The following is a 26,740-nucleotide window of genomic DNA, read 5'->3' as shown; positions in this document are numbered from 1 at the left end:
AGGATTAGGTCATGCGCCATCGTAAGAGTGGTCGTCAACTCAACCGCAATAGCTCACATCGCAAAGCGATGTTCAGCAACATGGCTAGCTCTCTAGTACGTCATGAAGTTATCAAGACTACTTTGCCAAAAGCTAAAGAGCTACGTCGCGTAGTTGAGCCTTTGATTACACTAGCTAAGACTGACAGCGTTGCTAACCGTCGTCTAGCATTTGCACGTACTCGTGACAACGAAGTAGTTGCAAAACTATTTAACGAACTAGGTCCACGTTTTGCTGCTCGTCAGGGCGGTTACACTCGTATCCTAAAAGCTGGTTTCCGTGCTGGTGATAAAGCTCCAATGGCTTACATTGAGCTTGTAGATCGCCCAGCTGCTGAAGAAGCTGCTGAGTAATCAGGTTCGTAAGAACGAAAAAGCCGAGCATTAGCTCGGCTTTTTTGTACCTACTGTTTGTTGCACTGTTATTATTCTTTCCACAACTCTTCAATAGATGTCACTAGCCCTGAGCTAGTACCTTGTCCCGATAAATATTTTAATTGATTGGCCGCTTATAGATGTATCTAGCTCTATCTTGGTGAAAATATCCTTTACTGCACTCAGGTATTCTATTTGATCGGCTATTCCATTTAGTGGAGGCAAACTCGATAAACCTGATATAGCGCTTGTTCATTGATCGCTGAACGCAAGATAGTGGGTTAGTGAGCGCTGATTGACTTTGCGTGTTCGATAGCTTTTGGCAAATAACGCTAGTTAACGTGTTCGAGTTAGGGTTCCTTTTCCTGAGTTGTTAAACGAGTAACATTGGGAAATGTGTTGCAAGGTTTATTGGGAATAATCTTGGGCTTTAGCCATAGTGATTTTTTAAGGGCAAAGCGAAACACACCTAATGTAGACAAAAAAAGCGACGCCATGCGTCGCTTTACAAACAGTATTAGATTTGTATCGAATTACAGAATGTCTAGTAGTTCTACTTCAAATACTAGTGCTGCGAACGGAGGAATCGCTGCACCTGCGCCACGCTCACCGTATGCTAGGTCTTGAGGAATGTATAGTTTCCACTTAGAACCAACAGGCATTAGTTGAAGTGCTTCAACCCAGCCTTTGATTACGCCAGTTACCGGGAACTCTGCTGGTTGACCGCGAGATACTGAGCTATCGAATACAGTGCCGTCAGTCAGCTCACCATGGTAGTGAACACGAACTTGCTTATCTGATGTCGGGATTTCACCAGTACCTTCAGTGATAACTTCGTACTGTAAGCCTGACTCAAGAACCGTTACTTCAGGGCGAAGTGCGTTGTCTTTTAGGAACGCTTCACCGTCAGCAGCCGCTGCTTTCGCTGACTCCTGACGAGCAGATTCTGCGCGTTGGTGTAGGTCTTGAAGTGCAGAATTGATTTCGTCGATTTCAATAGCTGGCATGTCGCCCACTAGCGCTGTTGCGATACCCGCTGCGATTGCATCAACGCTCAGGCCTTCTAGACCAGATCCCGCCAGTTGCTGACCCATCTGTAGACCAATGCCGTAGCTTGCTTTTTGTTCTACAGTTTCAAATTTAACTTCAGACATGATGTCTCTCTACTTTTGATGTATTTAGGTGGGACAGGATACCAGTATTAGTGTTGGGATGAAATGGTCGTGCTTGGATGCAACAACAAGTATCACAATGTGGGATTCACGTCTTACTTTTAAGCTGAGTTTGGCAAATTTGACCTGAACATCACTTAACACATTGAAAACTCCTATACTAGAGTGCGCTTCGTTTTTATACTTGTAGCCATGGATTTTGGGAGACCTAGCATAGTGAATCGTAGAAAGAAGAAAGCCAAGCAGGTAGATTATGTTGAGATAATGCAGCAAAAAATCTCACAGGTGGATTGGAAAGGGCTCGTTGATCAAGCAAAGCGCGCTTGGTCTGGCTTACCTATACTCCACCGACGTGCTCTTATGGTCCTAGTCCCTGTTGTTTTTCTTTTAATTATCTTCCCTAGCGCGGAGTCTACAAGTGTTCAGCAACAAGCAGAGCCACTAGTTCAGCAGCGTGTGCAAGTTGACATAAATACAACAGGTTTGAGCGAGCAGCCTTCCCAAGAACAAGAAAACTTGAAGTCTGAAGTATGGCAAGAATACACAGTCAAAAAAGGTGACACACTTGCTCAAGTGTTTCGTCATAACGATTTAGCGATGGCTGACTTAAACGCCTTGGTACGCGTTGAAGGTAACGATAAGCCACTCAGCCACATCAAAGCCGGTCAGCTTGTACGTTTTAAGCTCGCCGATGATGGTAGGTTAGATATTCTCCAGCTTGAAAAACGTTCAAAGTCAGTGATGTTCTTCCGTTTATCAGATGGTGGATTTGGACGCAGTAAGTAGTTAACTGCTCACGACATGCCGTCGAAATCGTCGTCTTATGGGTAATAAAGGAGCGATGATTAGCGTGATACCAAGGGCGGTAATCCAATCAGGAATTTCATTAAACCACCAAACTCCAAACAGAGTGACAAACACTAATCCAGAATACTCCGCTAAGCCTATCTCTCCAGCTGGCGCTTTCCGATAAGCTAAAACCGCCAGCCCATTATAAATAAGAATCAGCAGTGCACCGGCGGCGATCGCTCCCAATTGGGGGGCGCTGATTGCTTGCCAAGACCAAGCGGCTAGAATGCCTGCAACAGGAAGGGAGAGTAGCGAGGTCCAAAATAAAGTGCTGATCATCGATTGTTGAGCGGGTAGCTTACGCGCTGAAACATTAAACAACGCCAGAGTAATTGCAGTACCGAGAGCAAAAAGAGCGGCCCAATGAAATTGCGAAGGTCTGAGTACAATCAGTACGCCAACAAAACCCAATAATGTGCCGATCACTTTGGAACGAGAAGGTTTTTCTCCTATCATCAACATTGAAATGGGCAGCATCAATAAAGGGGCAGCGTAGAATACGGCATTTGCACTGGCTAATGTCATATGAGTGATGGCTACCACCATGCAGCCACTACCAATTAGAACGAGATGAGCGCGAAAGATGTTGAGACTGGGTGAATGTAGCTGACGTTTTGTTCGTGCTTCTTTTCTCCATAAAGGGTAGATCACCGCCACTGAGATTAACTGACGAATAAAAATGTACTGAAACGGGCTGACATTGCCGTCGAGTAATTTGACCATCACATCTGATAGTGATGCCGCTAGATTACCAGCAATGAGTAGCCACAGCGCTATGGCTTGAGGAGAAAGATTACCCACAGTTAACGACTAAATTTCATGTCGATGTGCGGAATGTTGTCCTCTAGGTACATCTCTGAGGTACGTTGAAAACCATGGCGATTATAGTATGTTTCCAGATGCTCCTGAGCACCAATCTCAATATCTTGTCCCGGCCAGAGTTTATCGCATTCTAACAGAGCTTGTTCGAGCAATTGATGGCCTAACCCGTCACCGCGGTGAGTTTGCTCGGTAGCCACTCGACCAATGCTGACCGAAGGGTAGCTAGCGTCTTGTGGCAGAAGTCGTGCGCAAGCAACCAGTTCGTCGTCTTTGTAACCCATTAAATGATACACGTTCTCTAAGCTATCCTTGCCATCCAACTCAGGGTAGGGGCAGGTTTGTTCGACGACAAATACATCAACACGCAGTTTGAGAAGCTGATAGAGCTGATGGACAGACAATTGGTCAAAAGGTAAAAGTTGCCAGGTGATCATAGCGTTACTCGGTTTCGTTGTTAGGTAGAGCTAAGTTAACAGTGATGAAATTAGGCAGCATTAACAAATGTTAACTTTGCATTCGCTTTTTAATTCGGCTTAGGCTAATCGGTGTAATACCTAGATACGCGGCTATCTGATAGTCAGTCAGTCTTTCGGGTAAGTGCGGATAGTGCTTGCAGAAGAGTTCATAACGTTCTTCTGGAGTATATAACAACATAAAGCGTTCTTTGTTCTCTTTGTACATCAACTGAGTTTCTAGCAGCTTGAGATACACGCTATGTTTTTGACTGCGCCATTGACGAAGCGTTTCGACTGGAAGCGAGAAGAGGACGCAAGAGGTCAGAGATTCGAGCAGGTAGGGTGACGGTTGCTGCTTGATTAAACTTTCAAAGCCGATGATCCAGTCGTGTTCCCAGTAAAACTCCTTGCTGAATTCTTTACCTTTATCAGTGAGATAGGCTGAGTGGCAGATCCCTTCGATGAGGAAAAAGATCTCGTCAGCTAGCTGGCCTTGATGAAGCAATATATGTCGAGTTGGGAGCTCAATAAGTTGGGAAGAATCAAGTAATTGGTCTATCTCATCGTGGTTGAAGCCTGTGGCTTGGAGCTGTTCCATAAAGCGTTCGGTGGGCTGCATGAACTTTGTATCATCAACTAAAATATGCTTAGAATTCTAACCGATCAAGTGCGATTCGCTAACTTCTGATGAAAAAAAACCGCGATAAAAATCGCGGCTTGAAAGCAATATCATACGCTTACTTTTGCAGATCTATCTGATAAACCGCGAAGCCCACATCGTCTGTTGCGACATGTTTCATCGGGTATTGGCCTTTCTTCTCAATGAAGGCCGCAGCTTTATCACTTGGTGAGGTTTCAAAACGGATGTCTAGTTTATTTTCAGACTTAATTGGCGCGAATGTCCAGTTGTTGTCTGCGCTTGGTGTTACTTCGCCTTTCTCTTTACTTACTCGACTGATGTAAGACGCAATAACAGAACGGTTTTCGTCTGGAGAATCAAACGCTACAAATTCGCTGCCAGTACCTGGGAACTTGTTGCTGTAGGCACGGTAATTATTGGTAGCGATCAGGAAATCTTGTTCCATATCGATTGGCTTACCTTGGTAAGTCAAACCAACAATACGTTCAGCCCCTTCATTGATCTGCTTACAGTCACCATCATATTTGGCTGGCTGAGTTACATCAATTTGGTATTCAACACCGTCAATGACATCGAAGTTATAAGTACGGAAGCCATCCCAGTCGATCAGCTGCTGTGGCGCAGTGCTGTTAACATCAATCTGTTGGAATTGGCCAGCAGTACACTCCAGCCATTCTTTCACTTCTTTGCCCTTGACCTTCATTGCGACAAGCGTGTTCGGGTAAAGGTAAAGGTCTGCTGCATTACGGAACGTCAACTGACCAGATTCGACTTCAGTAAAGTTTGCGGGATCGTTCTTACGACCACCAGCTTTGAATGGAGCGGCTGCAGAAAGGACTGGAATATCTGACAGATCAGGGTCGCCTTGAATAAAGCGTTCAACGTAATCTTTCTGTGCAAGGTTAACGATTTGTACGGTTGGATCATCCTGTACAAGAGCTAGGAAGCTGTACATCACGTCGTTTGCTTTACCGATTGGTTGGTTAACGAAATCGCGGGTACCTTTATGGTCTGTTTCTAGCGCTTTAACCATGTCAGGATCGGCTTTGGCAAGAGACTTCTTAGCCATTTTATCGTAGATAGGACGGGCTTCTGCCCCTCCTTTCACAACTGACCACTTGCCATCTTGTTGTTTCAATTCTAGGTCGATAACACCGACGTGGCTACCCCAACGTCCAGGCATAACCGAAGCGACGCCGTTAATGGTACCTTTTTGGTTATCGACTCCTTGGATGTTGTCAAAACCTTTACCCGGGAAGACCGCATGTGAGTGACCAAAGGCGATTGCATCAATGCCTTTGACTTCTGATAAGTAGTAGGTTGAGTTTTCTGCACCTACTCTGTAAGGGTCAGATGCTACGCCAGAGTGCGGAATGGCAACAATGACATCAGCGCCTTCTTTTTTCATCTGAGGGACAAGCTGTTCTGCTGTCTCTTTGATGTCTTTTGCAAACACCTTACCTTCAAGATTTTTCTTATCCCATACCATGATTTGTGGTGGAACGAAGCCGATGTAGCCGACTTTGATTTGGTGTTCTTTACCATCAATATCTTTAAATGTGTGTGACTTAATAATGTATGGCTTGAAGTAGTGTTCGCCGGTTTTCTTGTCGAACACGTTAGCGCTAATGTATGGGAAGTCAGCATCGTTGATAGTTTCAGCCAAGAACTCTAGGCCATAGTTGAACTCGTGGTTACCGATGTTACCCACATCGTAGTTAAGTTGGTTCATGGCTTTGTATACAGGATGTACTTCACCTGGCTTGATGCCTTTGTCTGCCATGTAGTCACCCATAGGACTGCCTTGGATGAGGTCACCGTTGTCAACCAGTACACTGTTTTCTACTTCAGCCTGAGCTTGCTTCACTAATGTGGCTGTACGAGTCAGTCCTATCTTCTGGGTCGGTTTATCTTTGTAGTAGTCGTAGTCCATGACGTTAGTGTGAATATCCGTGGTTTCTACGATACGTAACTTGATCGTTTCAGCCATAGTAGGGCCAGCCATAGTTAGCATGCCACCAAGTACAGCAATCGAAAGGGGGTTCACTGCGACTTTCATTTTTAAGCTCCGATAGCGTTATTGTGAGACGCTGCATAATGTAACAAAACGATGTGCAACGAATATTTCACTCAGTAGCAAAGTGTGACATAGGGCGATTACTTTATGCCGTTCTGCTTAGCAGATCTCATCTAAGTTCAACGGTTATTTACATCGCATTTCGCCCTTATCATGAAAAGGTATAAAAAATGAAATTTTAGAATTTCAGGTAATATAACTAGAGCGCCATAATGCTTTCAATGACAGGAAAGGAACAACATGATGGCGAGTAAGGATACAATTTCTAAGTTCCCACTTCACAACCCACGAGCCGCGCAAGCACAGCCTTCTGCTACCGTGAGTATTGGTAAGAGTGTATTGAACTCTGGCGAAGTGGCTCTAATTGGTGCTGGTCCTGGTGATCTTGAATTGCTGACCATCAAAGCGCTTCGGTTTTTACAGCAGGCGGATGTCGTACTTTACGACTATTTAGTCTCCGATGAAATCATGGCACTGGTACCAAGCGATACGATCTTAGTTTGTGTCGGCAAGCGAGCGGGTCATCATAGTGTTCCCCAAGACAAAACCAATCAGCTACTGGTGGACTTTGCTCAAAGAGGACACCGTGTTGTACGTATTAAAGGTGGTGATCCATTTATCTTTGGTCGTGGTGGCGAAGAACTGGAAGTTTTGGCAGATGCAGGCGTTTCATTTCATGTTGTGCCTGGTATTACTGCCGCTTCTGGTGCAACTGCCTATGCAGGTATACCACTGACACACCGCGATTATGCACAAACAGCGATGTTTATTACAGGTCACCTTAAAGCTGAAAGTGACCAAATGGACTGGTCAACGCTCGCCCGTGGCAACCAGACTTTGGTGATTTACATGGGGCTAATGAAGTCGGAATACATTCAAGGTCAGTTGATTGAGCATGGCCGTTCCCCAGAGACTCCAATTGCGATCATCGAACGCGGAACACAATCCTGTCAGAAGGTTTTTAAAGGTCAGCTATCACAGCTGGCGACCCTTGCTAAAGACGCTGAGTCACCGTCACTGATTGTGATTGGGGAAGTGGTGTCTTTGTCAGAAAAATTAACGTGGTTTGGCACACAGCAAGAACCATTACAACAGCGCCAATTCGCGTAATACCTATTTATTTTGAATTTGTCAGACGCTCTCAGTGAGCCGCAAAGGAAGCACTAACATGGACCAAGAACGTTTAACCCATCTCAAGCAGCTTGAAGCGGAAAGTATTCACATTATCCGCGAAGTTGCTGCGGAGTTTGATAATCCAGTGATGATGTACTCTATCGGTAAAGACTCCTCAGTCATGCTGCATCTCGCTCGTAAGGCTTTTTACCCAGGTAAGATACCGTTCCCTTTACTTCATGTTGATACCGACTGGAAGTTCAAGGAGATGATCACATTCCGCGATAAAACCGCAGAAAAATACGGTTTTGAGCTTTTGGTTCACAAGAACCCAGAAGGCCTTGCGATGGGATGTAGCCCTTTTACCCATGGTTCTTCTAAGCATACTGACATCATGAAAACTCAGGGCCTCAAACAAGCTTTGGACAAGTATGGTTTTGATGCGGCTTTTGGTGGTGCACGCCGTGATGAAGAGAAGTCTCGTGCGAAAGAGCGAGTTTACTCTTTCCGTGACAAGAACCATACATGGGATCCAAAGAATCAACGCCCTGAGTTGTGGCGTACTTACAATGGCCAAATCAACAAAGGGGAGAGCATTCGTGTCTTCCCACTTTCAAACTGGACTGAGCTAGATATCTGGCAATACATCTACCTAGAGAACATTGAGATAGTTCCACTCTACCTAGCCGATAAGCGCCCAGTTGTTGAGCGTGATGGCATGCTGATCATGGTTGACGATGATCGTATGGAGCTTCAGCCAGGTGAAAAGATTGAAGAGAAAAGCGTTCGTTTCAGAACACTAGGTTGTTACCCACTGACTGGAGCAATTGAGTCTGACGCCAATACGCTCACAGGCATTATTGAAGAGATGTTGGTGGCCACGTCCAGTGAACGACAAGGTAGAGCGATCGACCATGATCAGTCAGGATCGATGGAACTTAAGAAACGCCAAGGTTACTTCTAAGGATTGAGGATAAAGAAGATGAATAGCGCAGTTGAAGCTCAGCTTGAAGAGCTTGGTATTGAAGGATACCTAAAACAACACCAATACAAATCACTACTTAGATTCCTCACTTGCGGTTCAGTGGATGATGGTAAAAGTACTTTGATCGGTCGCTTACTGCATGACTCTAAGCAAATTTATGAAGATCAATTAGCAGCCGTTCATAACGACAGCCAACGCGTTGGTACCACTGGAGCGCGTCCAGACCTTGCGCTGCTTGTTGATGGACTTCAGGCAGAGCGAGAACAAGGGATCACTATTGATGTGGCTTACCGTTACTTCTCAACTCAGAAACGTAAGTTCATCATTGCTGATACTCCAGGGCACGAGCAATATACGCGCAATATGGCGACAGGGGCATCGACCTGTGATCTCGCAGTGATCTTGATTGATGCACGCAAAGGCGTGCTGGATCAAACTCGCCGTCACTCTTTCATCTCAAACCTGCTGGGCCTTAAGCATTTCGTAGTAGCAGTAAACAAAATGGATCTGGTTGAGTACTCACAGCAACGCTTTGAAGAGATTCGTGACGAATATCTATCGTTTGCAGAAAACCTTCAGGGTGAAACAGATATTCAGATCATTCCGCTGTCTGCTCTTGAGGGCGACAACGTGGTAGAAGCGAGCGAGAAACTTAGCTGGTTTGAAGGACCATCGCTACTTGAACTTCTAGAAAATGTCGATGTGGATCAGGTCAAAGAGGAAAGTGATTTCCGTTTCCCTGTTCAATATGTGAATCGTCCAAACCTCGACTTCCGTGGATTTGCCGGCACGATTGCCTCAGGAAATGTCAAAGTGGGTGACCGCATCAAAGCTTTGCCTTCAGGTAAGAGTTCGCAAGTGGCGCGCATTGTAACTTTTGATGGCGATATCGAGCAAGCTCAAGCGGGCCTAGCGGTGACACTTACATTAGAAGATGAAATCGATATCAGTCGTGGTGATTTGATTGTACTTGAGAATGCGCAAGTTGAGTCAAGTAACCGACTGCTTGCTGATGTGGTGTGGATGACAGAGCAGCCATTGCAGGCTGGCCGCGATTATGATGTGAAGATTGCGGGCAAGAAGACTGTGGGTCGTGTTGAAGCCATTCGCCATCAGTATGACATCAACAACTTGTCTATGCACAAGGCAGAAGAGCTACCTCTGAACGGTATTGGTTTGTGTGAGTGGACATTGAATGAGTCAGTAGCCATCGACAGTTACGATGCAGTGCAGGATACCGGGGGCTTTATCATCATTGATCGCTTGACCAACGTGACGGTAGGTGCGGGTTTGGTACGTGATGCTCTGGCGGAACGTCAACGTTCTCCTCAAGAGCGCATGGGAGCTTTTGAAACTGAGCTAAAAGCGCTGATTCTTAAACACTTCCCTGAGTGGGATGCAAAAATCTAACCGAGCGGAGCAAGTAAAGCATGATGTGGCAGCAAGGATTCGTGCTGGCTGTGTTGTTGGGTATTATTACGTGCCTGATTACAACACGAATTAAGCCAAGTTTCATATTTGCAGGAGGAGCGTTTATTGCTTTTCTTGCTGGGATGATTGAGATTGGCGATGTTGCCACTAACTTTACCAATTCGTCTTTGTTAACGCTGGTTTTGTTGATCCTTGCCTCTAGCGCGTTGGAAAAAACCAGATTGATCAGTTGGGTCAGTCGTTCATTATCGACGGGTAAGCTTGGTGCAGTCGTGGCCAAACTGGGTTTGTCGACGGCATTTCTGTCGTCGTTCACTAATAATACCGCAGTGGTTGTCTCTCTTATCGGTGCTATCAAGCGGAATCAAGCTCATGCACCCTCTAAGCTACTTATTCCACTCTCTTACACTGCGATCCTAGGCGGTACATTGACCTTGATCGGTACTTCAACCAACTTGATCATCAATAGCTTTGTAGAAGATGCTGGACTGCCGAGTCTTGGCTTTTTTACTCCGACTATGATCGGGTTGTCCGTACTGGTAGGTGGACTATTGGTCTTGATCCCGCTCAGCTATTTACTTCCTAGTTATGAAGAGCATCAGCAGGAAGAGTTGCCCTATTTTCTTGAAGCGATTGTAGAGCCAGGCTCGCCTTTAGTGGGGAAAAGCATCAGTGAGAACAACCTGCGTGCACTGAGAAAACTGTTTCTAGCTGAAGTGGTACGTGGTGGTAAAACCATGCCATCGGTGGAACCGGATTTTGTTTTACAGTCTAAAGATCGCTTATTGTTCTGTGGTGATATTGAAAGCGTTGCAACACTTCAGGAAATTCAAGGGCTGACACTGTTCGGTCAACACCACCTAAATGGTCAGAGTTTTGTTGAAGTGGTAGTGAGCTCTTCGGCTAGCTTCTGTAATAATACCCTCAAGTCGATTCATTTTCGTGATCGCTTTGATGCGGTGGTAGTCGCAATACGTCGCGGCCATGAAAGGCTGCAGGGGGGGTTGGGCAGCATAGAGCTCAACGCAGGTGACACCTTAGTCTTGGTGCCAGGCAAGCGTTTTGAGCAGGAGCGCAAGGCACATCGCAAAGAATTTGTTTTGGTCAATGACTTGGATTCGAGTGCTCGTCTTGATGAGAATAAATCAAGTTTGGTTTTACTTGGATTTGTAGGAGTGATTGGAGCCGCATTGCTGAATGTTTTTCCATTGATTAAAGGTCTGTCGATTTTTCTTCTAGCCGCGATTTTTTTCGGTGTGATTCAGATGGGGGAGCTTAGACGTCGTTTCCCTGTCGACATCATCGTCATTGTGGGCTCTGCCCTAACCATTGCACAATTGATGATGTCTTCTGGCTTATCTGCCACATTGGGTGAGATGTTTATGGAGACATTTAATGGCTGGGGAGCGTTTGGGGCTTTAGTCGCGACTTATCTATTTACGCTAATACTGACTGAACTAGTGACCAATAATGCTGCTGCTGCGCTTGCGTTTCCACTGGGCTACAGTATGGCTATTGGGTATGGCGTCGATCCTATGCCATTCATTATGGCGGTGCTATTTGGTGCCAGCGCCAGTTTTATTTCACCTTATGGTTACCAGACCAACTTACTTGTATACAGTGTAGGTAACTATAAGCTCGCGGATTACATCAGAGTCGGCATCCCAGTCTCCATCGTTTACTCGGTGTTGGTATTGGCTTTGATTCCTCAATTTTTCCCGTTTTAAGGACAGAGTTATGACTACGGAAACGCCGACCAAAGACGAAAACATCGTTTGGCATCAGCATAATATAGATAAGGCTTTCAGAGCAGAGTTAAAACAACAAAAACCAGTTGTGCTTTGGTTTACCGGTTTATCTGGGGCAGGGAAGTCAACGGTTGCTGGCGCGTTGGAAAACAAGCTTGCAGAACTGGGTTATCACACCTATCTGCTGGATGGTGACAATGTGCGTCATGGTCTGTGCAGTGATCTGGGCTTCTCCGAGCAAGATCGTCGTGAGAATATTCGCCGTATTGGTGAGTTGGCTAAACTGATGGCTGATGCTGGTTTAATTGTTTTGTCGGCTTTTATTTCACCGCATCGTGCAGAACGTCAACTGGTAAGGGATTTACTGCCAGAAGGGGAGTTTCTTGAAGTCTTTGTTAATACCTCATTGGAAGTGTGTGAGCAACGGGATCCTAAAGGGCTGTACAAAAAAGCTCGCGCGGGAGAGATCACTAATTTCACTGGGATTGACTCGACATATGAGTCGCCACTGAAACCTGAAATTAACTTGCTTTCGGGTGAGAAGTCCATTGATTCGCTGGTGGATGATTGTTTAGTTGTACTTAAACAAAGAAACATCATCGCATAAAGAAAAAGCTTCCCGAAGAAAGCTTTTTCTATATCGAAAGGTGTGTTACTCGAAACAAATTTCGATAAACGCATTACCCCATTGAGATGTGAACGGCATGATGATGATCGCGCCTTCACATTTGTGTCGGATAGTGTGGCCTTTGCCCGATACGACGATGGGTGTTGCCATATCAAAATCGAAGCCGCTTTCAGAAAGGATACGTTTTGCACCGCCAGCGACCATATTAGTTATCTCACCAACCATGTCGGTAATTTCGTCATTTAAACCGTTAGGGCGTTCGCCTAACATGTTCTGCATGATTTCCAGAGCCAGATTTTCATCGAATGTGATAGACATAGAACCGCGTGTCTGCTGACCTACCATCCCAATTAAACCTGAAACATCACCACGAGCAATCTCATCTTTTTTTACTCGAGGTTTCTGTGGCTTCAATTCCAGAGAAGCCATCGTTTTTAGAACGTTCATCAGAGAAGCTAAAAACGGGTTTACAAATTCAGCGCGCATAATCTTCTTCTATTCTTATTCCGTCTGTTCACTTGAACATGACTGACAAATTCCATGAGATTCAATCACGTGGTTTGTGATCGTAAAGCCATGTTTTTCAGCATTATCCTTTAGCAAGGCTACCAAACTATCATCTTGAAGTTCAATAACATTGCTGCACTTGTCGCAAATCAGTAAATGTGAGTAGTGCTTATGAGCATTGCAAGAGCTGCACTGAATAAAACTGTTAGTGGATTCAACACGATGTATAAATCCTTGCTCCAAGAGAAAGTCGAGTGCGCGATACACGGTCGGTGGTTTCGCCTGAGGTTCACTCTGCTTCAGCTCTTCCAGTAACTCGTATGCACTTGACGATTTAGGACTGGAACAAATCAGCTCAAAAACCCTTTTTCTTTGAGGAGTAAGTCTAACTCCTCGCGATGCACACATTTCTTCAATTTGCTTTAGTAGCTTGTGGTCCAAATTTTTCACCATAACCATTGGACTTTAATAATAATATACCATTTCTCGATGGATTTCGTTTATCAAGAGGCATTTTCTGATAATACAGTCAGTGAGTTAACCACTCTCGATGTGGTTAGGGCAACTGGAGCTGCTTTGAGTGTTATAAGTTACCTTATCTGTTAATAAAACGATACTGCTACGGCGCATTGGTATTACTCACTTTGTGCGCTCTGTTGGATAAAATCTCCTGCCCCAAGTCAAAATCAAACTCTTCCAACGCATTATTTAGCTGGGCGAAGTCAGATTCAGACAACCCAACCGAAGAGCTTGATGCAATATCTTCCATAATAGACAGTGCTTGAGTGTCGTTTTCATCGACGGCTTGTTTGAGCTGATCAAACAAATCCTGATTGAAAATACCATTTGCAGAAGATACCGCAGGCTTTTCACTGTGGAGTTCGCTGGCGTGGATATTCTCGACCAGTGCGGTGATTGATTTAAGCATTCTTTGGCGTAAGTCTTGATTTGTGCTGTCGTGCTCCAGCTCTTGGCAAAGCTCGTGCAGCGAAGTCGCTCCTATATTGCCTGCTACCCCTTTGAGAGAGTGAATATTGCGTTTGCGTGTTGCACTATCTTCGTCGGTGACAGCGGCTTTTAAAGCGTTGGTATCTGCATAGGTGCTGGCAAAGCGCAGAATGAGCTTGGTGTACAAATCGGCATTGCCACTCGCACGGGTTAGGCCTGAAGTAATATCAAGACCAGCAATGCCGGGGACTCGGCCAGTAGATTGTTCTGATCCCGTAACCAGTTGTTGTGGGTGTTTAGGTGTAATCCATTTTGCCAAAGTACTGAACATGGCGCCGACATCAATAGGTTTGGCGATGATGTCATTCATGCCCGCGTTCTTCGCTTTTTCTTTATCGCGTTCCATGATGTTAGCCGTCATGGCGATGATTGGGATGTGTTTATCATCCAGTTTTTGACGTATAAACTCTGTGGCTTCATAGCCATCCATGACTGGCATCTGACAGTCCATTAAAATGCCATCGAAGTCATGGCTCTTATACAGATCGATCGCTACCTGACCATTTTCAGCGATCGTCACGTGTACTTGTTGGCCTTCAAGTAGCTCGGTGGCCAGCTCTTGGTTAATCTCATTGTCTTCGACTAGTAGCAATTTTGCACCAGCGAGCTGTTGGGCATTGGCCAGTTGTGTTTGCTCTTCAACATCACTGCGGCTTACACGACTGCCTTCAACGCCATAAAGTGTCACTATTGCATCGAACAGATGTGAAGAGGTGACAGGTTTGTCTAGGATTGATGGCGGTGTTAACTGGCGATTGACGAAGGCATCGGTCAGTTCTTCACGGCCATAAGCTGTCAGCATTAAGAGTTTTGGCTGATCAGGCTCAGCCAGTCTGTCCCACATGATTTCTGCTAAATCGATACCGTCTTTGACTGGCATCTGCCAGTCAGAAATCACTAAATCATAAGGTTGCTTGTTGGTGATGGCTTCTTCTAATTCATCAAGCGCGCTATCAACATTGGTGACGCTGGCGGTTTCAAATTGAAGGGATTCAAGAATATCTTCCACAATCAGCCTGGCGCTAGCGTTATCATCGACCACCAGAATTTTCAGTTTACCGAGTTCTTTCGGTACCAACAATTGCTCTTGCTTCAACGCATGGCTAACACCTAATTGAACGGTGAAGGTGAACGTCGATCCTTTACCTTGTTCGCTTGTTACACCAATGTCACCGCTCATCAATTGACAAAGTTCTTTACTGATCGCCAACCCGAGCCCGGTACCGCCATATTTGCGTGTGGTTGAACTATCGGCCTGAGTAAACTTGTTGAACAGTTTATTACACTGCTCTGGAGTCATGCCAATACCGCTATCTGTTACAGAGAATTTGAGAGTGATGTCGCTGCCGTTTTTGTTCTCTAAAGCAATACTGACTTTGATCTCACCTTGTTCAGTAAATTTCACTGCATTGTTGGCTAGGTTAATTAAGATCTGACCTAGACGTAGAGGATCGCCAACAAGGGCGGTTGGTACATCGCGATCAATGTGGATCAATAATTCCAGCCCACGTTCAGACGCGCGTAGACCAACGAGATTGGAAACATTATCGAGAACATTCTCTAGGTGGAAGTCTACGTTTTCGATATCCAGTTTACCTGCTTCGATCTTTGAGAAGTCTAAGATATCGTTGATCAAACCGAGCAGGGAATCGGCGGAAAGCTTCACTTTCTGAATGTAGTTACGTTGAGCCTTGGAAAGCTCCGTTTTGAGTGCAAGATAGCTCATGCCGATAATGGCATTCATCGGTGTGCGGATCTCATGACTCATGTTTGCTAAGAAATCTGACTTGGCTTTGTTTGCAGCATCGGCATCGTCTCTTGCCAATGCTAGCTTATCGGCAAAACGTTCCAGTGCTGTATGAGATTTATGGGCGAGTAAACCCAGCAGCAGTAAAGTCACGACAAAGATACCGCCACCAATCGCTAGATAGCTGGCAATAGCACCGGAATTTTCCACCGTATTTAGCTGCTCTTGGTAAACGGGTTGAATGAAAGACTGTAGTTGGTCGTAGGTTGTTTCTAACTGGGCGATCTGCTGTGAGGTAATACTGCGTGCTGAAGTTAATTGATTGAACAACGTATAGTAGCTGTTGGTCAGTGTGTGTATTTTGTCGACATTGATTTTTTCTTCATCGGTCGGCACTTGAGCTGATAGGCCATCGAGGAGGCGCAGTGAATATTCCAGATAATCATTGACTTGGTCAGCAATCGTTTTCTGGCGTGTTGGTGAAAGTGACAGTGAATAGTCGCGATCGAGTTGTTGTGCTTCACTGATCGAAGATTGAAGAACAAGTAAATTAGAGCTGACAGCAAGACGCTCACTGATGGCAATCTGAGAGCTTGAAACGGCCTGTTGCGATGCTCGGAGAATGTCTTGAAGGTGGTTTCTTAAGTCAGTGGCTGAACGAGCCAGTTCGTCACCAGAACGGTTTACTTGATTGAGAATACTTTGTTGGAGCTTTTCACCAACATTAGACCAGCTTCTTAACTGAACGAGGGCGCTGAGATAGCGGTTTTTAGCATTGTTGACCAAAATCAGTTTATTGATACTGGTTTGTTCGGTTAGTTTGCCTTCGAGTAAAGTGATGAGTTGATCTATTTTCTTCAGCTCAAACTGTGCTTGGTTAAGTTCCTGTTGGTCTTTAGTAAGTACGTATGACTTCTGGTGGTTTTGTGAGTTTGCAATTAATCCAACCAGCCAGTGGGCACGAATCGCACTATCTGAATCTTCATCCACTTGCTCCCTCAGCTCCTCGATACTTACCATGCCGTTTTCAATGAAATCTTCATGCAACTGTTGAATCACATCGATAGTATTAGAAGCCTGCTCGGCAATGGAGCTCATTTGTTCACGAGTCGTGGTTTCATTCTGACTGAGTGTGATGTACTGGGTAAATTCCTGCCGATAATCCGCTAGCAAGCCTGTAATCTGTGCATCAATACCGTTGGCGATAACGATGTCTGATAGCGTTTGAGCTTTATCTATCTGACGGTAAATGTCATCTGAGATCTCATCCTGAGGCAGACGAATGTAGCTTTGCTCGAGCATCTTAACGCTATCTAAGGTCGATAATAGCTGGGCATTACTTGCATACTGATCGACTGTATTAAAGCGCTGGTTAAGGCTAATCCAGCCTATGCTGCCAGCAATTAGTAACATCACAGAAGCAATAACAAAGCCGGTTAGAATGCGCTTAGAGTCGAGCGCATAGTTCTGTACTTGATTCATTCTCTACCTTAGCCGAAGCGCTTAAAATTCGTCTTTGAAGGATTCTTTGATTTTGAGGATTTCATCTAGTTGACTGATGAATATAGGAACTAGGTGAGGGTCAAAATGCGCGCCAGCACCTTCTTCCAGCAACGTCACTGCATCTTCAACTGTCCACGCTTTTTTGTAAGGACGTTCACTGGTGAGGGCGTCGAACACATCCGCAATCGCCACTATGCGAGCACTTAAAGGGATCGCTTCACCGCGAGTACCATGAGGATAGCCACTACCGTCCCATTTTTCATGGTGATAAAGCGCAATCTCTTTTGCCATCTGTAGCAGGAGCGAGTCACTTTCTCCGATAATGTCTGCGCCGAAATTGACGTGCTTTTGCATCACCGTCCATTCATCACCATCTAGCTTGCCAGGCTTGCCTAAAATGTTATCGGGGATGCCAATTTTGCCGATGTCATGCATGGGAGAAGCCTGAAAGACAAGTTCGACCCAGCGTTTACTGACATCCAGTTGTTCAGCCAGAATGCGTGAGTAATGACTCATCCGAACAACGTGCATGCCTGTCTCATTGTCTTTGTACTCAGCAGCTCTGCCTAAGCGTTGAATGATTTCGAGGCGACTACGCTCTAATTGTTCGGTTCTTTGCTTTACTTGAACCGATAACGCCAAGTTTTGATCGTAAAGCGCAATATGTGTCTTCACACGAGCTTTAACAATAGGTGGGCTGACAGGTTTGGTGATGTAGTCTACGGCCCCCATCTCGAAGCCTTTCTGTTCATCAACTACTTCTGCTTTAGCCGTTACAAAGATTATGGGGATATCAGATGTAAGTGGGTTGGACTTAAGGAGCGAGCATACTTCATAGCCGTCCATCTCTGGCATCATTATATCGAGCAATATCAAATGGGGCCGTGGAGAACTGTTGGCAATCTTGAGAGCTTTCGCGCCGCTGGTGGCGGCTTTGATTTTGAATTCATCGGAGAGAATGCCAGACAAAGTATGGATATTGTCTGGGATATCATCGACTACCAGTACGGTTGGTTTGTCTAATGTATCAGAGGCCATATGAGTAAATCCTTCTACCATGCGCTCTTAATAGGCTATCTACAGATAGAATAGTGAATATTTATAGATAGTTGCAGTGCTAATTAGCTAATCAGACGAGTCAAATAACTGGAACAGTGATACATTTACCGATTTACCAAGAACAGTTAGGAAAGTCCCATGGTCGACGCATTTGCTATTTCCAAGCTTGGATAGAAGGATGTGTGGCATACAAAATGTTTAGAATACAGCTCGAAAAAGTTTATTTCTAAAAGTTTTAATAGATAAGTTTGTTTATATTAACCTAATGTTTTCAATCATTTAAATGGTATGTGATTTGTGTGGTTAGTAGTGAAAACGGCAAAAACATTGTGTCTGAACCAAATATATCGCCATATGTGCTTGAGTTGATATCATGCTTGTCATATGGTTGCTCTTGTCCTTAATCGGGATGATATGAAACTGTAACATTCATGTATCTTTCATTTTCAATTCAAATGTTTATGCTGGCTGCCAACTCCAAGGGCCAGCTTTTTTTTGCGTGAATTTTATGCACAGTTAGGCTTGTTGCAGATCACACATCTGAAGTAGTGTGTGTGGAACAATTACTCTAAATCTAGGTGTGATACGCAAAATCTTTCGATACATAGTTGAAACCCCACCAATGCAATTGATTTCATATTGTATTCATCTACGATAAAAATCCCTATGGGTAATTTGTCAATCATTTCATTTGCTTCATGGAACGGTGCTGGCCCCCAACTCACTTTTGGGCCAGCTCTTTTTTTATCTGAAACTTACCTTTCGTTCGTGAAATATCACCATCTCGCCGCATATTAATCACGAACAGCTTAGTACGGTCTGTTTTATCTCATAAATCAGGTTCTTCCATAAACTTGTCTAGTAGTACGTATATAGGTACGGATTTTTGTTGCTGTGAGTACGGATCTTCTAACTCTCTACCCCTTTTATTTTCGTAGGCTCTAGCGAGTTCTTTTTCCTGAATGTTTTCGATTCTCTGTGTATAATCGCCGAATTCTTTTTGACTATGATGTCTACTGTAAAGCGTGATTCTCCGCTTCTCAGTGTTCGTTTTTTAATGCTGAATGACGCCATTTGTCCTACTCCATTTATACGTACTATATGCGTACTATATGGGGGTGATTTGAGGCAATTCTAGCAATTTGCTGTATGTATATGCAGTATATAGATTTCGAGTAACACCTTATGAAACCTGACAATACTAGTAAATACGCGGCTAACCGCTTTTCCATTGCACCCATGCTCGATTGGACTGACAGACACTGTCGTTACTTCCATCGATTGCTGACAAGCGAAACTTTGCTCTATACCGAGATGGTGACGACGGGGGCGATTATTCACGGTAAAGGTGATTTTCTGGCGTATAACCAGCAGGAGCACCCAGTGGCACTTCAGTTAGGTGGCTCAAACCCTGCAGATTTGGCGACGTGTGCGAAATTAGCACAAGAGCGTGGCTATGATGAAATCAACCTTAACGTTGGTTGCCCGTCTGATCGTGTACAAAATGGTCGCTTTGGCGCGTGTCTAATGGCAGAGCCACAACTTGTGGCGGAATGTGTTGCCGCAATGCGTAATGTGGTGGATGTGCCAGTTACGGTGAAAACTCGTATCGGTATTGATGACCAAGACTCTTATGAGTTTCTGACCGACTTTGTATCGATAGTTTCCGAGAAGGGGGGCTGTGATCAATTTACTATTCACGCACGCAAAGCTTGGCTTTCTGGGCTAAGTCCAAAGGAGAACCGTGAAATCCCACCTCTTGATTACCCGCGTGCCTATCAGCTGAAGAAAGATTTTGCGCACCTAAATGTTGTTATTAATGGTGGCGTTAAGACACTGGAGGACACCAAAGAGCACTTGACGCACCTAGATGGTGTTATGGTTGGCCGTGAAGCCTACCAGAATCCATATATGCTGGCGGAAGTTGATCAGCAGATTTTTGGATTGGATAAGCCTGTTAAGAAGCGTACTCAAGTTGTGGAAGAGATGTACCCTTACATTGAAAGTCAGCTGGAGAAAGGGGCGTATCTCGGTCATATTACTCGTCATATGTTGGGCTTGTTCCAGAATATGCCGGGAGCGCGTCAATGGCGTCGTTACATCAGTGAGAATGCTCACAAGCCAGGTTCTGGTATCGAAGTGGTAGAGACGGCGCTGAGTAAAATTCCTAAAGAGCTGAATGTGTAAATTTCACCACCTAATAGTATTGGGGTGGTGAATTTGACCAACTAAGATAATCTATAGAAGAGACGCTTTATAAAGCGTCTCTTTTTTATTTTATTAAAATCAAATAGTTATGTATTTTTCTTTAACTTGGCTTACTTTCTGCAATGTGAAAGATAACTAAGGAGAAAGATATGTTTGAACTCATCTTTGTATTGGTCTTTATTGCAACGCTGCTGGTGACGGGTCTTACTATGTTCACGGTATTTGCTGCGGCGGGTTTTGCTTTGATGGTGATGGTGTTACTCGGGATGGTCGGGGCAGTGATTAAACTTATCCCGTGGCTGATTGTTATTGCTGTGGGTATTTGGTTTTTCAAAAACTACGTGTATGGCCACCGTTAATCCGCGCAGTAATTTGACATAAACCGCTTTGCAGAATGTGATACTATCGCTCCAACACCTCTTACCTCAATGAGCTCAGGAGCTAAATTTAGATGAACAAATCAGCACTGGCGGTTGTTACTGCAGCTGCGATGTCGATGGCAAGTTCAGCAGCAATGGCAGATGATTCTGTGATTGCAAAAGTAGGTGCTGAAGCATGGTGGGTAGACACAGAAGTAAATGAAATCCGTCGTGATAAAGAAGTCACTCCAAGTGTTTATGCAGCGATCGAGCACGACATTAAATATGTACCGAATGCACGTATCAGAACAGCCAGCGTTGATAACGAGTTCATGGCGTTTGACAAGCTGGATCTAACGCTATACTACCAAGTGATGGAACACGACCTACTGCACTTTGATGCCGGTATTACGTTTAGCGATATGAGTAATACAAAGCACAAGAACGTCGAAACGGGTCAAACGAAAGATTTTAACAAATTGCTGTGGGCATTCTATGGCTATGCTGAAATGACAGTGCCAGATACAAATTTTGACATCATTGGTGAAATGAACTTTGGTGATAGTAGCGGTATCAAGAGCACTGACTTGATGGCAGGTATGCAATATCGAATGCCACTGAATAGTTCAACGGTAACTTTCCGTGGGGGGTACCGTGTGATCGATCTTGAGTCTGATGAATTTAAGTCCAATATTGAGGATAGCACGTTGGGCAAGCCTTTTATTATGGCGAATGGTGTCTTCCTTGGTGCCGAATACAGTTTCTAAACGGCAAGAGTATTAAAAAACGCCGCGTAATATCGCGGCGTTTTTTTATGCCTATTCGTTATATCTTCGTTTTTCGTTTAGCAGTTTTTTGTCTTTCGACCATGCTTATTGAGGGTTCTTACAATAACTTCAGAGAAAGGATTCCTATGACGATCAATGAACTTAGAAACCTTTATCGAGAAAATCAGTTAGTTGAAGCCATCATTGAACCTTCTGCGCAGGAAGGGAGTTGGATTGTCGAGTTTCGTCATGCACGTGGCGGCTTTGTGTTGTTAACCGACTCTCATGGGGAGGAGTGCCACTATCTTGATCTGGATTTAGCTTCAAAGTCAGCAATGGCTGTAGGGTTCAGACAGGTACGTGTCGAAGCTAAGTAATCAGACCTGCTTAAACTTTCGGCTTTCTTTAATTCCAAAAGTTATAAAACATTCATTTCTATTCTTTCTTGTTATTAAAGGGAGTGGTTAATCTATCATCACGCAATGAATAGGGATGTCGAGACCATGTCTTTGAACAAGAACGTGTCCTCTCCAGGAAACACACCACAAGAACTACCGTCAATCGCTGCTCCTTTAAATGATCAACAACTGAATACGCTAAAACAAACAGTCTCAGAACTGTCACCGCAACAGTTAGCGTGGGTCAGCGGTTATTTTTGGGGGTTATCTCAAGCTCAACCTCAAACAGCGGGTGCTGCAGCACCTATTAGTCAGGCGGCTGCGGCAGTTGCCGTAAAACCTGCAGGCAAGCTTTCTATTATCTTTGCCTCTCAGACGGGCAACGCGAAAGGCGTTGCTGAAGCTCTGGAACAAGAAGCCAAGGCCCAAGGAATTGCAGTTGAGCTGTTTGATGCCAGCGATTACAAAGGAAAGAACCTTGCTAAGGAAACACACGTCATTATCGTTGCCTCCACTAATGGTGAAGGTGAAGCACCAGATAATGCGATTGAGCTGCATGAATTCCTTCAGTCTAAGAAGGCGCCTAAATTACCAAATCTGAAATACGGTGTGATTGGCCTAGGTGACTCGAGTTATGAATTCTTCTGCCAGACAGGTAAAGATTTCGACTCGTATCTGTCTAAACTTGGCGCTACCTCATTTATTGAACGTATTGATTGTGATGTTGATTACGAACAGCCCGCGAGTGAGTGGCGTCAAAACGCGCTTGATAAAGTCCAAGAAGCGTTGGCATCAGGTAATGAAGCGGAAGTTGTGCAGCTGCCAGTCGGTCAAGCTGCACCTGGCCACTCGCCATACAATAAGCAAAACCCTTACACCGCAACCTTGCTCACAAGCCAGAAGATCACTGGTCGGGATTCAGGTAAAGATGTCCGCCATGTCGAGATCGACTTGGATGGCTCAGGCCTGACATATCAACCGGGTGATGCACTTGGTGTGTGGTTCGAGAACAGCTCAGATCTTGCGAATGCGGTCTTAGCTAAAGCAGGGCTGTCTGGTGTGGAAAGTGTCGATGTTGATGGTGAAAGTATTTCCATCCACAGTGCGCTGGTGAGTAAATATGAGATAACGTCAGCAAACCCGCAACTTGTCGCCAAATTTGCAGAGCTATCGGGTAGCAAGAAACTACTTAAGCTGGTGGAAGATAAAAACAAGTTACGCGAATACGCGACCAACACCCAAGTGGTCGATGTCCTGGCTGAGAAGAAAACCAAACTATCCGCTGAAGAATTGGTCGGTTTACTGCGCCGATTGACACCTCGCCTCTATTCTATTGCTTCTAGTCAGAGTGAAGTGGACGAAGAAGTCCATCTAACGGTTGGCCTTGTTGAATATGACAAGGGAGATGAAAAGCGTTTTGGTGGTGCGTCTAGCTTTCTTTCTCATCGTTTAGAGGAAGGTGGTGAAGTTAAAGTGTTTGTTGAACACAACAATAACTTCAAACTACCTCAAGATGACAATACCCCTGTCATCATGATTGGCCCCGGTACTGGTATCGCTCCGTTCAGAAGCTTTATCCAAGAGCGCGATGACCGAGAAGCAGATGGTAAGAACTGGCTATTCTTCGGTGACCGCACCTTTACCCAAGATTTCCTTTATCAGGTTGAATGGCAAAAGTACCTAAAGTCAGGTTTGCTTAATCGTCTTGATGTGGCTTTCAGTCGCGACCAAGCAGAAAAAGTCTACGTGCAACATCGCATTCTGGAAAACGCTGAACAAGTATGGCAATGGATTCAGGAAGGGGCATACATCTATGTCTGTGGTGATGCGACACGCATGGCAAAAGATGTCCATGAAGCATTGATTCATGTCGCAGAGCAGCACGGCAAACTATCACGTGATGATGCCGAAGAATTTATCAACGAACTCCGCAAAGCGAAACGTTACCAAAGGGATGTTTACTAATGAGTGCTTCTACCGAAAATAATAAACAGGTTGTCTTGGGCGAAGAGTTAGGGCCCCTTGCGGATAACGAGCGCCTAAAAAGAGAAAGTAATTTCTTACGTGGCACGATTGAGCAAGACCTGCAAGATCGTATCACCGGTGGTTTTACTGCAGATAACTTCCAACTGATTCGCTTCCATGGAATGTATCAGCAGGACGATCGTGATATCCGCAATGAACGCACTAAGCAGAAATTGGAACCATTGCATAACGTCATGTTACGTGCACGTATGCCAGGCGGTATTATCAAACCAGGTCAGTGGTTAGCGATTGATAAGTTCGCAACAGAACACTCCTTGTATGGAAGTATTCGTCTAACTACGCGTCAGACGTTTCAGTTTCACGGTGTGTTAAAACCAAATATCAAGCTGATGCACCAGACGCTTAATAGCATTGGTATCGACTCCATTGCAACAGCGGGTGACGTGAACCGTAATGTATTGTGTACTACAAACCCGGTTGAATCGGAGCTACACCAAGAAGCATACGAGTGGGCGAAGAAAATCAGTGAGCATCTTTTACCTAAGACTAAAGCGTATGCAGAAATCTGGTTGGATGGCGATAAAGTAGAAACTACTCAGGATGATGAACCAATTCTGGGTAGCAACTACTTACCACGTAAGTTCAAAACGACCGTTGTGATACCACCGCAAAATGATGTCGATGTACACGCGAATGACCTTAACTTTGTCGCGATTGCTGAAGATGGCAAGCTGGTGGGCTTTAACGTATTGGTGGGCGGTGGCCTAGCCATGACTCATGGCGATACCTCTACTTACCCAAGACGTGCCGATGATTTTGGATTTATCCCTCTTGAGAAAACGCTAGATGTTGCAGCGGCAGTCGTTACTACCCAGCGTGATTGGGGTAACCGGTCGAATCGTAAAAATGCCAAAACTAAATACACGCTTGATCGAGTGGGCAGTGATGTCTTCAAAGCAGAGGTGGAGAAGCGTGCTGGGGTAGAGTTTGAAGCAAGCCGTCCATATGAATTTACCGAACGTGGCGACCGAGTCGGCTGGGTCGAAGGGATCGACGGCAAGTACCACCTGACTCTATTTATTGAAAATGGTCGTTTGCTGGATTATCCGAGTAAGCCTCTTAAAACAGGTGTGGCTGAGATAGCGAAAATTCACAAAGGGGATTTCCGCATGACGGCGAACCAGAACCTGATTGTTGCAGGAGTCTCAAAAAGCAATAAAGCGAAAATTGAGAAAATCGCTGTTGAACACGGTTTGATGGATGAAACCGTTAGTGAGCAGCGTAAGAATTCAATGGCTTGTGTTGCGTTCCCAACCTGTCCGTTGGCAATGGCTGAAGCTGAACGATTCTTGCCAGAATTTGTTACGGACGTTGAAGACATTCTCAAGAAACACGGCCTGCCGGAAGAAGACAACATTATATTACGTGTGACAGGCTGTCCGAATGGCTGTGGCCGTGCGATGTTGGCGGAAATTGGTCTGGTAGGTAAAGCTCCTGGCCGTTACAACTTGCACCTTGGTGGTAATCGTGGCGGTACGCGCGTACCTAAGATGTATAAAGAAAACATCACAGACAAACAGATCCTAGAAGAGATCGATCAGCTAGTCGGTCGATGGGCCAAAGAGCGTACCGACGGTGAGTGCTTTGGTGACTTCACGATCAGAGCTGGCATTGTCGATGAAGTGTTCGTTTCTAAGAGGGACTTTTATGCTTAACTCCGTGGCTTTAAAACTGAAGTTAGCAGAGCTCTTAACGGCAACAAAGACGGAGCAGACTCTCCGTCTTGCGGAAATTAATTTAGAGCTCGAAAAGCTAACGGCTCAGGAAAGAGTCTCCTGGGCGATAGAAAATCTGGAAGGAACACACGCTGTTTCCTCAAGCTTTGGTATTCAGGCCGCGGTGATGCTGCATTTAGTCACGGAGGCTAGGCCTGATATCCCGGTCATATTGACAGATACTGGCTATCTCTTCCCTGAAACTTACCAGTTTATTGATGACCTTACGGAAAAGCTGAACCTTAACCTTCAAGTCTATCGTGCAAAGCAGAGTGCGGCATGGCAAGAGGCAAGTTATGGAAAACTGTGGGCGCAAGGTATAGAGGGAATTGAACAGTACAATCGCTTAAACAAAGTGGAACCTATGCGTCGCGCTTTGGATGAACTTAGAGTGGGGACTTGGTTTTCAGGATTGCGCCGTGAGCAATCTAATTCTCGAGCAAACCTGCCAATTCTGACGATTCAAAATGGCGTGTTTAAATTTCTGCCTATCATCGATTGGACAAACAAAGACGTTCACTATTATCTAGAACAGCATGGCTTGCCGTATCATCCGTTACGTGATGAAGGGTACTTATCCATTGGAGACACTCATACAACCAAGAAATGGGAGCCAGGAATGAGTGAAGAAGAAACTCGGTTCTTCGGCCTTAAACGAGAATGTGGGCTCCATGAAGATGACAGCGAGCAAGATGGCTCAGGCATCTAATCTGCTCTTCTATAATAAGAGGAAAGGTCGCAATGCGGCCTTTTATTTTGCCTGAAAAAATAGCGATTGTGGATAACTCTGTGGGTATGGTGTTCGCTATTTTGGGGTAAAGTTGGATAAATAAGGCTTTGAGCGAAAAGTCAGCGTTTAAATGTTATTTTTGCAATTTTCATAAAATAACGCTTGCTAATGTGATGTCGATCTCTATAATGCCTCCTTGTCGACAGGGCAAGGGCTCACAAGGGTTCAAGTGAAGTCGATAGGTTAACTAGTCAAGCGGAAACGCTTAAGAAAAAAGTTTAAAAAAAGTGGTTGACACTAAAACTTAAAACGCTAGAATGGCCGCCTCTTCCGAAGTGAAGTTAATCACAAAAGAAGAAT

23 protein-coding genes and 1 pseudogene are annotated in these 26,740 nt (G+C 44.9%); 14 read left to right on the top strand and 10 right to left on the bottom strand.

Translation table 11 applies throughout. The annotated features are described in order from the left end of the window. The first annotated feature begins 11 nt into the window (after positions 1 to 11). Positions 12 to 392, top strand: a complete 381-nt coding sequence (gene rplQ / locus OH455_RS17540; protein ID WP_005383141.1) for a 50S ribosomal protein L17 — start codon at positions 12 to 14, stop codon at positions 390 to 392. 554 nt (positions 393 to 946) lie between these two features. Here rplQ and OH455_RS17535 read toward each other — a convergent pair. Further along, positions 947 to 1,567 carry an FKBP-type peptidyl-prolyl cis-trans isomerase gene (locus OH455_RS17535; protein WP_006963202.1) on the bottom strand — a complete coding sequence of 207 codons (621 nt, stop codon included), beginning with the start codon at positions 1,565 to 1,567 and terminating at the stop codon, positions 947 to 949. Positions 1,568 to 1,801: 234 nt separating this feature from the next. Here OH455_RS17535 and OH455_RS17530 point away from each other — a divergent pair, with 234 nt between their 5' ends. Further along, the gene (locus tag OH455_RS17530) at positions 1,802 to 2,371 is read left to right on the top strand and encodes a LysM-like peptidoglycan-binding domain-containing protein (RefSeq protein WP_269982267.1); all 570 of its coding nucleotides are present in this window, start codon (positions 1,802 to 1,804) and stop codon (positions 2,369 to 2,371) included. Here the strand turns inward: OH455_RS17530 and OH455_RS17525 are convergent, their stop codons facing one another. The 4 genes from OH455_RS17525 to cpdB all read right to left on the bottom strand — a co-directional run bounded on the left by OH455_RS17525 (position 2,372) and on the right by cpdB (position 6,410). After that, the gene (locus tag OH455_RS17525; RefSeq protein WP_269982266.1) at positions 2,372 to 3,235 is read right to left on the bottom strand and encodes a DMT family transporter; all 864 of its coding nucleotides are present in this window, start codon (positions 3,233 to 3,235) and stop codon (positions 2,372 to 2,374) included. A gap of 2 nt (positions 3,236 to 3,237) precedes the next feature. After that, positions 3,238 to 3,690, bottom strand: a complete 453-nt coding sequence (locus OH455_RS17520; RefSeq protein ID WP_269982265.1) for a GNAT family N-acetyltransferase — start codon at positions 3,688 to 3,690, stop codon at positions 3,238 to 3,240. Positions 3,691 to 3,760: 70 nt separating this feature from the next. Continuing rightward, positions 3,761 to 4,330 (bottom strand): Crp/Fnr family transcriptional regulator, encoded by a 570-nt coding sequence (locus OH455_RS17515; protein WP_045974699.1) that lies wholly within the window; start codon positions 4,328 to 4,330, stop codon positions 3,761 to 3,763. A gap of 118 nt (positions 4,331 to 4,448) precedes the next feature. Beyond that, the gene (cpdB, locus tag OH455_RS17510) at positions 4,449 to 6,410 is read right to left on the bottom strand and encodes a 2',3'-cyclic-nucleotide 2'-phosphodiesterase (RefSeq protein ID WP_269982264.1); all 1,962 of its coding nucleotides are present in this window, start codon (positions 6,408 to 6,410) and stop codon (positions 4,449 to 4,451) included. A gap of 261 nt (positions 6,411 to 6,671) precedes the next feature. Between cpdB and cobA the strand changes: the two genes are divergently transcribed. From cobA to cysC, 5 genes are read left to right on the top strand one after another with little or no spacing between them, the layout of a single operon-like run. Next, positions 6,672 to 7,538, top strand: a complete 867-nt coding sequence (cobA, locus tag OH455_RS17505; protein WP_045974697.1) for a uroporphyrinogen-III C-methyltransferase — start codon at positions 6,672 to 6,674, stop codon at positions 7,536 to 7,538. 34 nt (positions 7,539 to 7,572) lie between these two features. Continuing rightward, the gene (gene cysD / locus OH455_RS17500; RefSeq protein WP_269982263.1) at positions 7,573 to 8,505 is read left to right on the top strand and encodes a sulfate adenylyltransferase subunit CysD; all 933 of its coding nucleotides are present in this window, start codon (positions 7,573 to 7,575) and stop codon (positions 8,503 to 8,505) included. Positions 8,506 to 8,523: 18 nt separating this feature from the next. Beyond that, entirely contained in the window at positions 8,524 to 9,936 is a 1,413-nt protein-coding gene (cysN, locus tag OH455_RS17495; protein WP_269982262.1) for a sulfate adenylyltransferase subunit CysN, read from the top strand. Positions 9,937 to 9,959: 23 nt separating this feature from the next. After that, positions 9,960 to 11,684: an SLC13 family permease gene (locus OH455_RS17490; protein WP_206371620.1), complete on the top strand. Its 1,725-nt coding sequence runs from the start codon at positions 9,960 to 9,962 to the stop codon at positions 11,682 to 11,684. Between the two features lie 10 nt (positions 11,685 to 11,694). Further along, positions 11,695 to 12,312, top strand: a complete 618-nt coding sequence (gene cysC / locus OH455_RS17485; RefSeq protein WP_269982261.1) for an adenylyl-sulfate kinase — start codon at positions 11,695 to 11,697, stop codon at positions 12,310 to 12,312. Positions 12,313 to 12,357: 45 nt separating this feature from the next. Here the strand turns inward: cysC and OH455_RS17480 are convergent, their stop codons facing one another. The 5 genes and pseudogenes from OH455_RS17480 to OH455_RS17460 all read right to left on the bottom strand — a co-directional run. Then, complete coding sequence (locus OH455_RS17480) at positions 12,358 to 12,819, bottom strand: chemotaxis protein CheX (protein WP_006963190.1); 462 nt, start codon at positions 12,817 to 12,819, stop codon at positions 12,358 to 12,360. A gap of 15 nt (positions 12,820 to 12,834) precedes the next feature. Further along, complete coding sequence (gene zur, locus OH455_RS17475; RefSeq protein WP_205622465.1) at positions 12,835 to 13,293, bottom strand: zinc uptake transcriptional repressor Zur; 459 nt, start codon at positions 13,291 to 13,293, stop codon at positions 12,835 to 12,837. Positions 13,294 to 13,459: 166 nt separating this feature from the next. Next, complete coding sequence (locus OH455_RS17470; RefSeq protein ID WP_269982260.1) at positions 13,460 to 17,077, bottom strand: hybrid sensor histidine kinase/response regulator; 3,618 nt, start codon at positions 17,075 to 17,077, stop codon at positions 13,460 to 13,462. 21 nt (positions 17,078 to 17,098) lie between these two features. After that, a complete protein-coding gene (locus OH455_RS17465; protein ID WP_269982259.1) occupies positions 17,099 to 18,136 on the bottom strand; it encodes a response regulator in 1,038 nt (345 codons plus the stop codon). A gap of 790 nt (positions 18,137 to 18,926) precedes the next feature. Next, a pseudogene (locus OH455_RS17460) lies at positions 18,927 to 19,231 on the bottom strand (site-specific integrase); the annotation flags it as partial. A gap of 111 nt (positions 19,232 to 19,342) precedes the next feature. On the opposite strand from OH455_RS17460, the gene dusA reads away from it, so the two are divergent. From dusA to OH455_RS17425, 7 genes are all read left to right on the top strand, one after another. After that, positions 19,343 to 20,344 (top strand): tRNA dihydrouridine(20/20a) synthase DusA, encoded by a 1,002-nt coding sequence (gene dusA / locus OH455_RS17455; protein ID WP_269982258.1) that lies wholly within the window; start codon positions 19,343 to 19,345, stop codon positions 20,342 to 20,344. A gap of 170 nt (positions 20,345 to 20,514) precedes the next feature. Then, on the top strand, positions 20,515 to 20,724 hold the full coding sequence (gene pspG / locus OH455_RS17450; protein ID WP_045974689.1) for an envelope stress response protein PspG: 210 nt from the start codon (positions 20,515 to 20,517) through the stop codon (positions 20,722 to 20,724). A gap of 92 nt (positions 20,725 to 20,816) precedes the next feature. Continuing rightward, a complete protein-coding gene (locus OH455_RS17445) occupies positions 20,817 to 21,491 on the top strand; it encodes a TIGR04219 family outer membrane beta-barrel protein (RefSeq protein WP_269982257.1) in 675 nt (224 codons plus the stop codon). Between the two features lie 146 nt (positions 21,492 to 21,637). Next, positions 21,638 to 21,868 carry a hypothetical protein gene (locus OH455_RS17440; RefSeq protein WP_006963181.1) on the top strand — a complete coding sequence of 77 codons (231 nt, stop codon included), beginning with the start codon at positions 21,638 to 21,640 and terminating at the stop codon, positions 21,866 to 21,868. A 126-nt stretch (positions 21,869 to 21,994) separates the two neighbouring features. Then, on the top strand, positions 21,995 to 23,854 hold the full coding sequence (locus tag OH455_RS17435) for an assimilatory sulfite reductase (NADPH) flavoprotein subunit (protein WP_269982256.1): 1,860 nt from the start codon (positions 21,995 to 21,997) through the stop codon (positions 23,852 to 23,854). Continuing rightward, a complete protein-coding gene (cysI, locus tag OH455_RS17430) occupies positions 23,854 to 25,590 on the top strand; it encodes an assimilatory sulfite reductase (NADPH) hemoprotein subunit (protein WP_269982255.1) in 1,737 nt (578 codons plus the stop codon). Before OH455_RS17435 ends, cysI begins: the two co-directional genes overlap by 1 nt. Next, positions 25,583 to 26,359 carry a phosphoadenylyl-sulfate reductase gene (locus tag OH455_RS17425; RefSeq protein ID WP_269982254.1) on the top strand — a complete coding sequence of 259 codons (777 nt, stop codon included), beginning with the start codon at positions 25,583 to 25,585 and terminating at the stop codon, positions 26,357 to 26,359. Before cysI ends, OH455_RS17425 begins: the two co-directional genes overlap by 8 nt. Positions 26,360 to 26,740 lie beyond the last annotated feature (381 nt).

Source organism: Vibrio sp. T11.5 (genome assembly GCF_027587155.1).
Taxonomy (GTDB): domain Bacteria; phylum Pseudomonadota; class Gammaproteobacteria; order Enterobacterales; family Vibrionaceae; genus Vibrio; species Vibrio neptunius.
The sequence above is the reverse complement of the archived record's forward strand: the minus strand, read 5'-3'. Positions and strand labels throughout refer to the sequence as shown.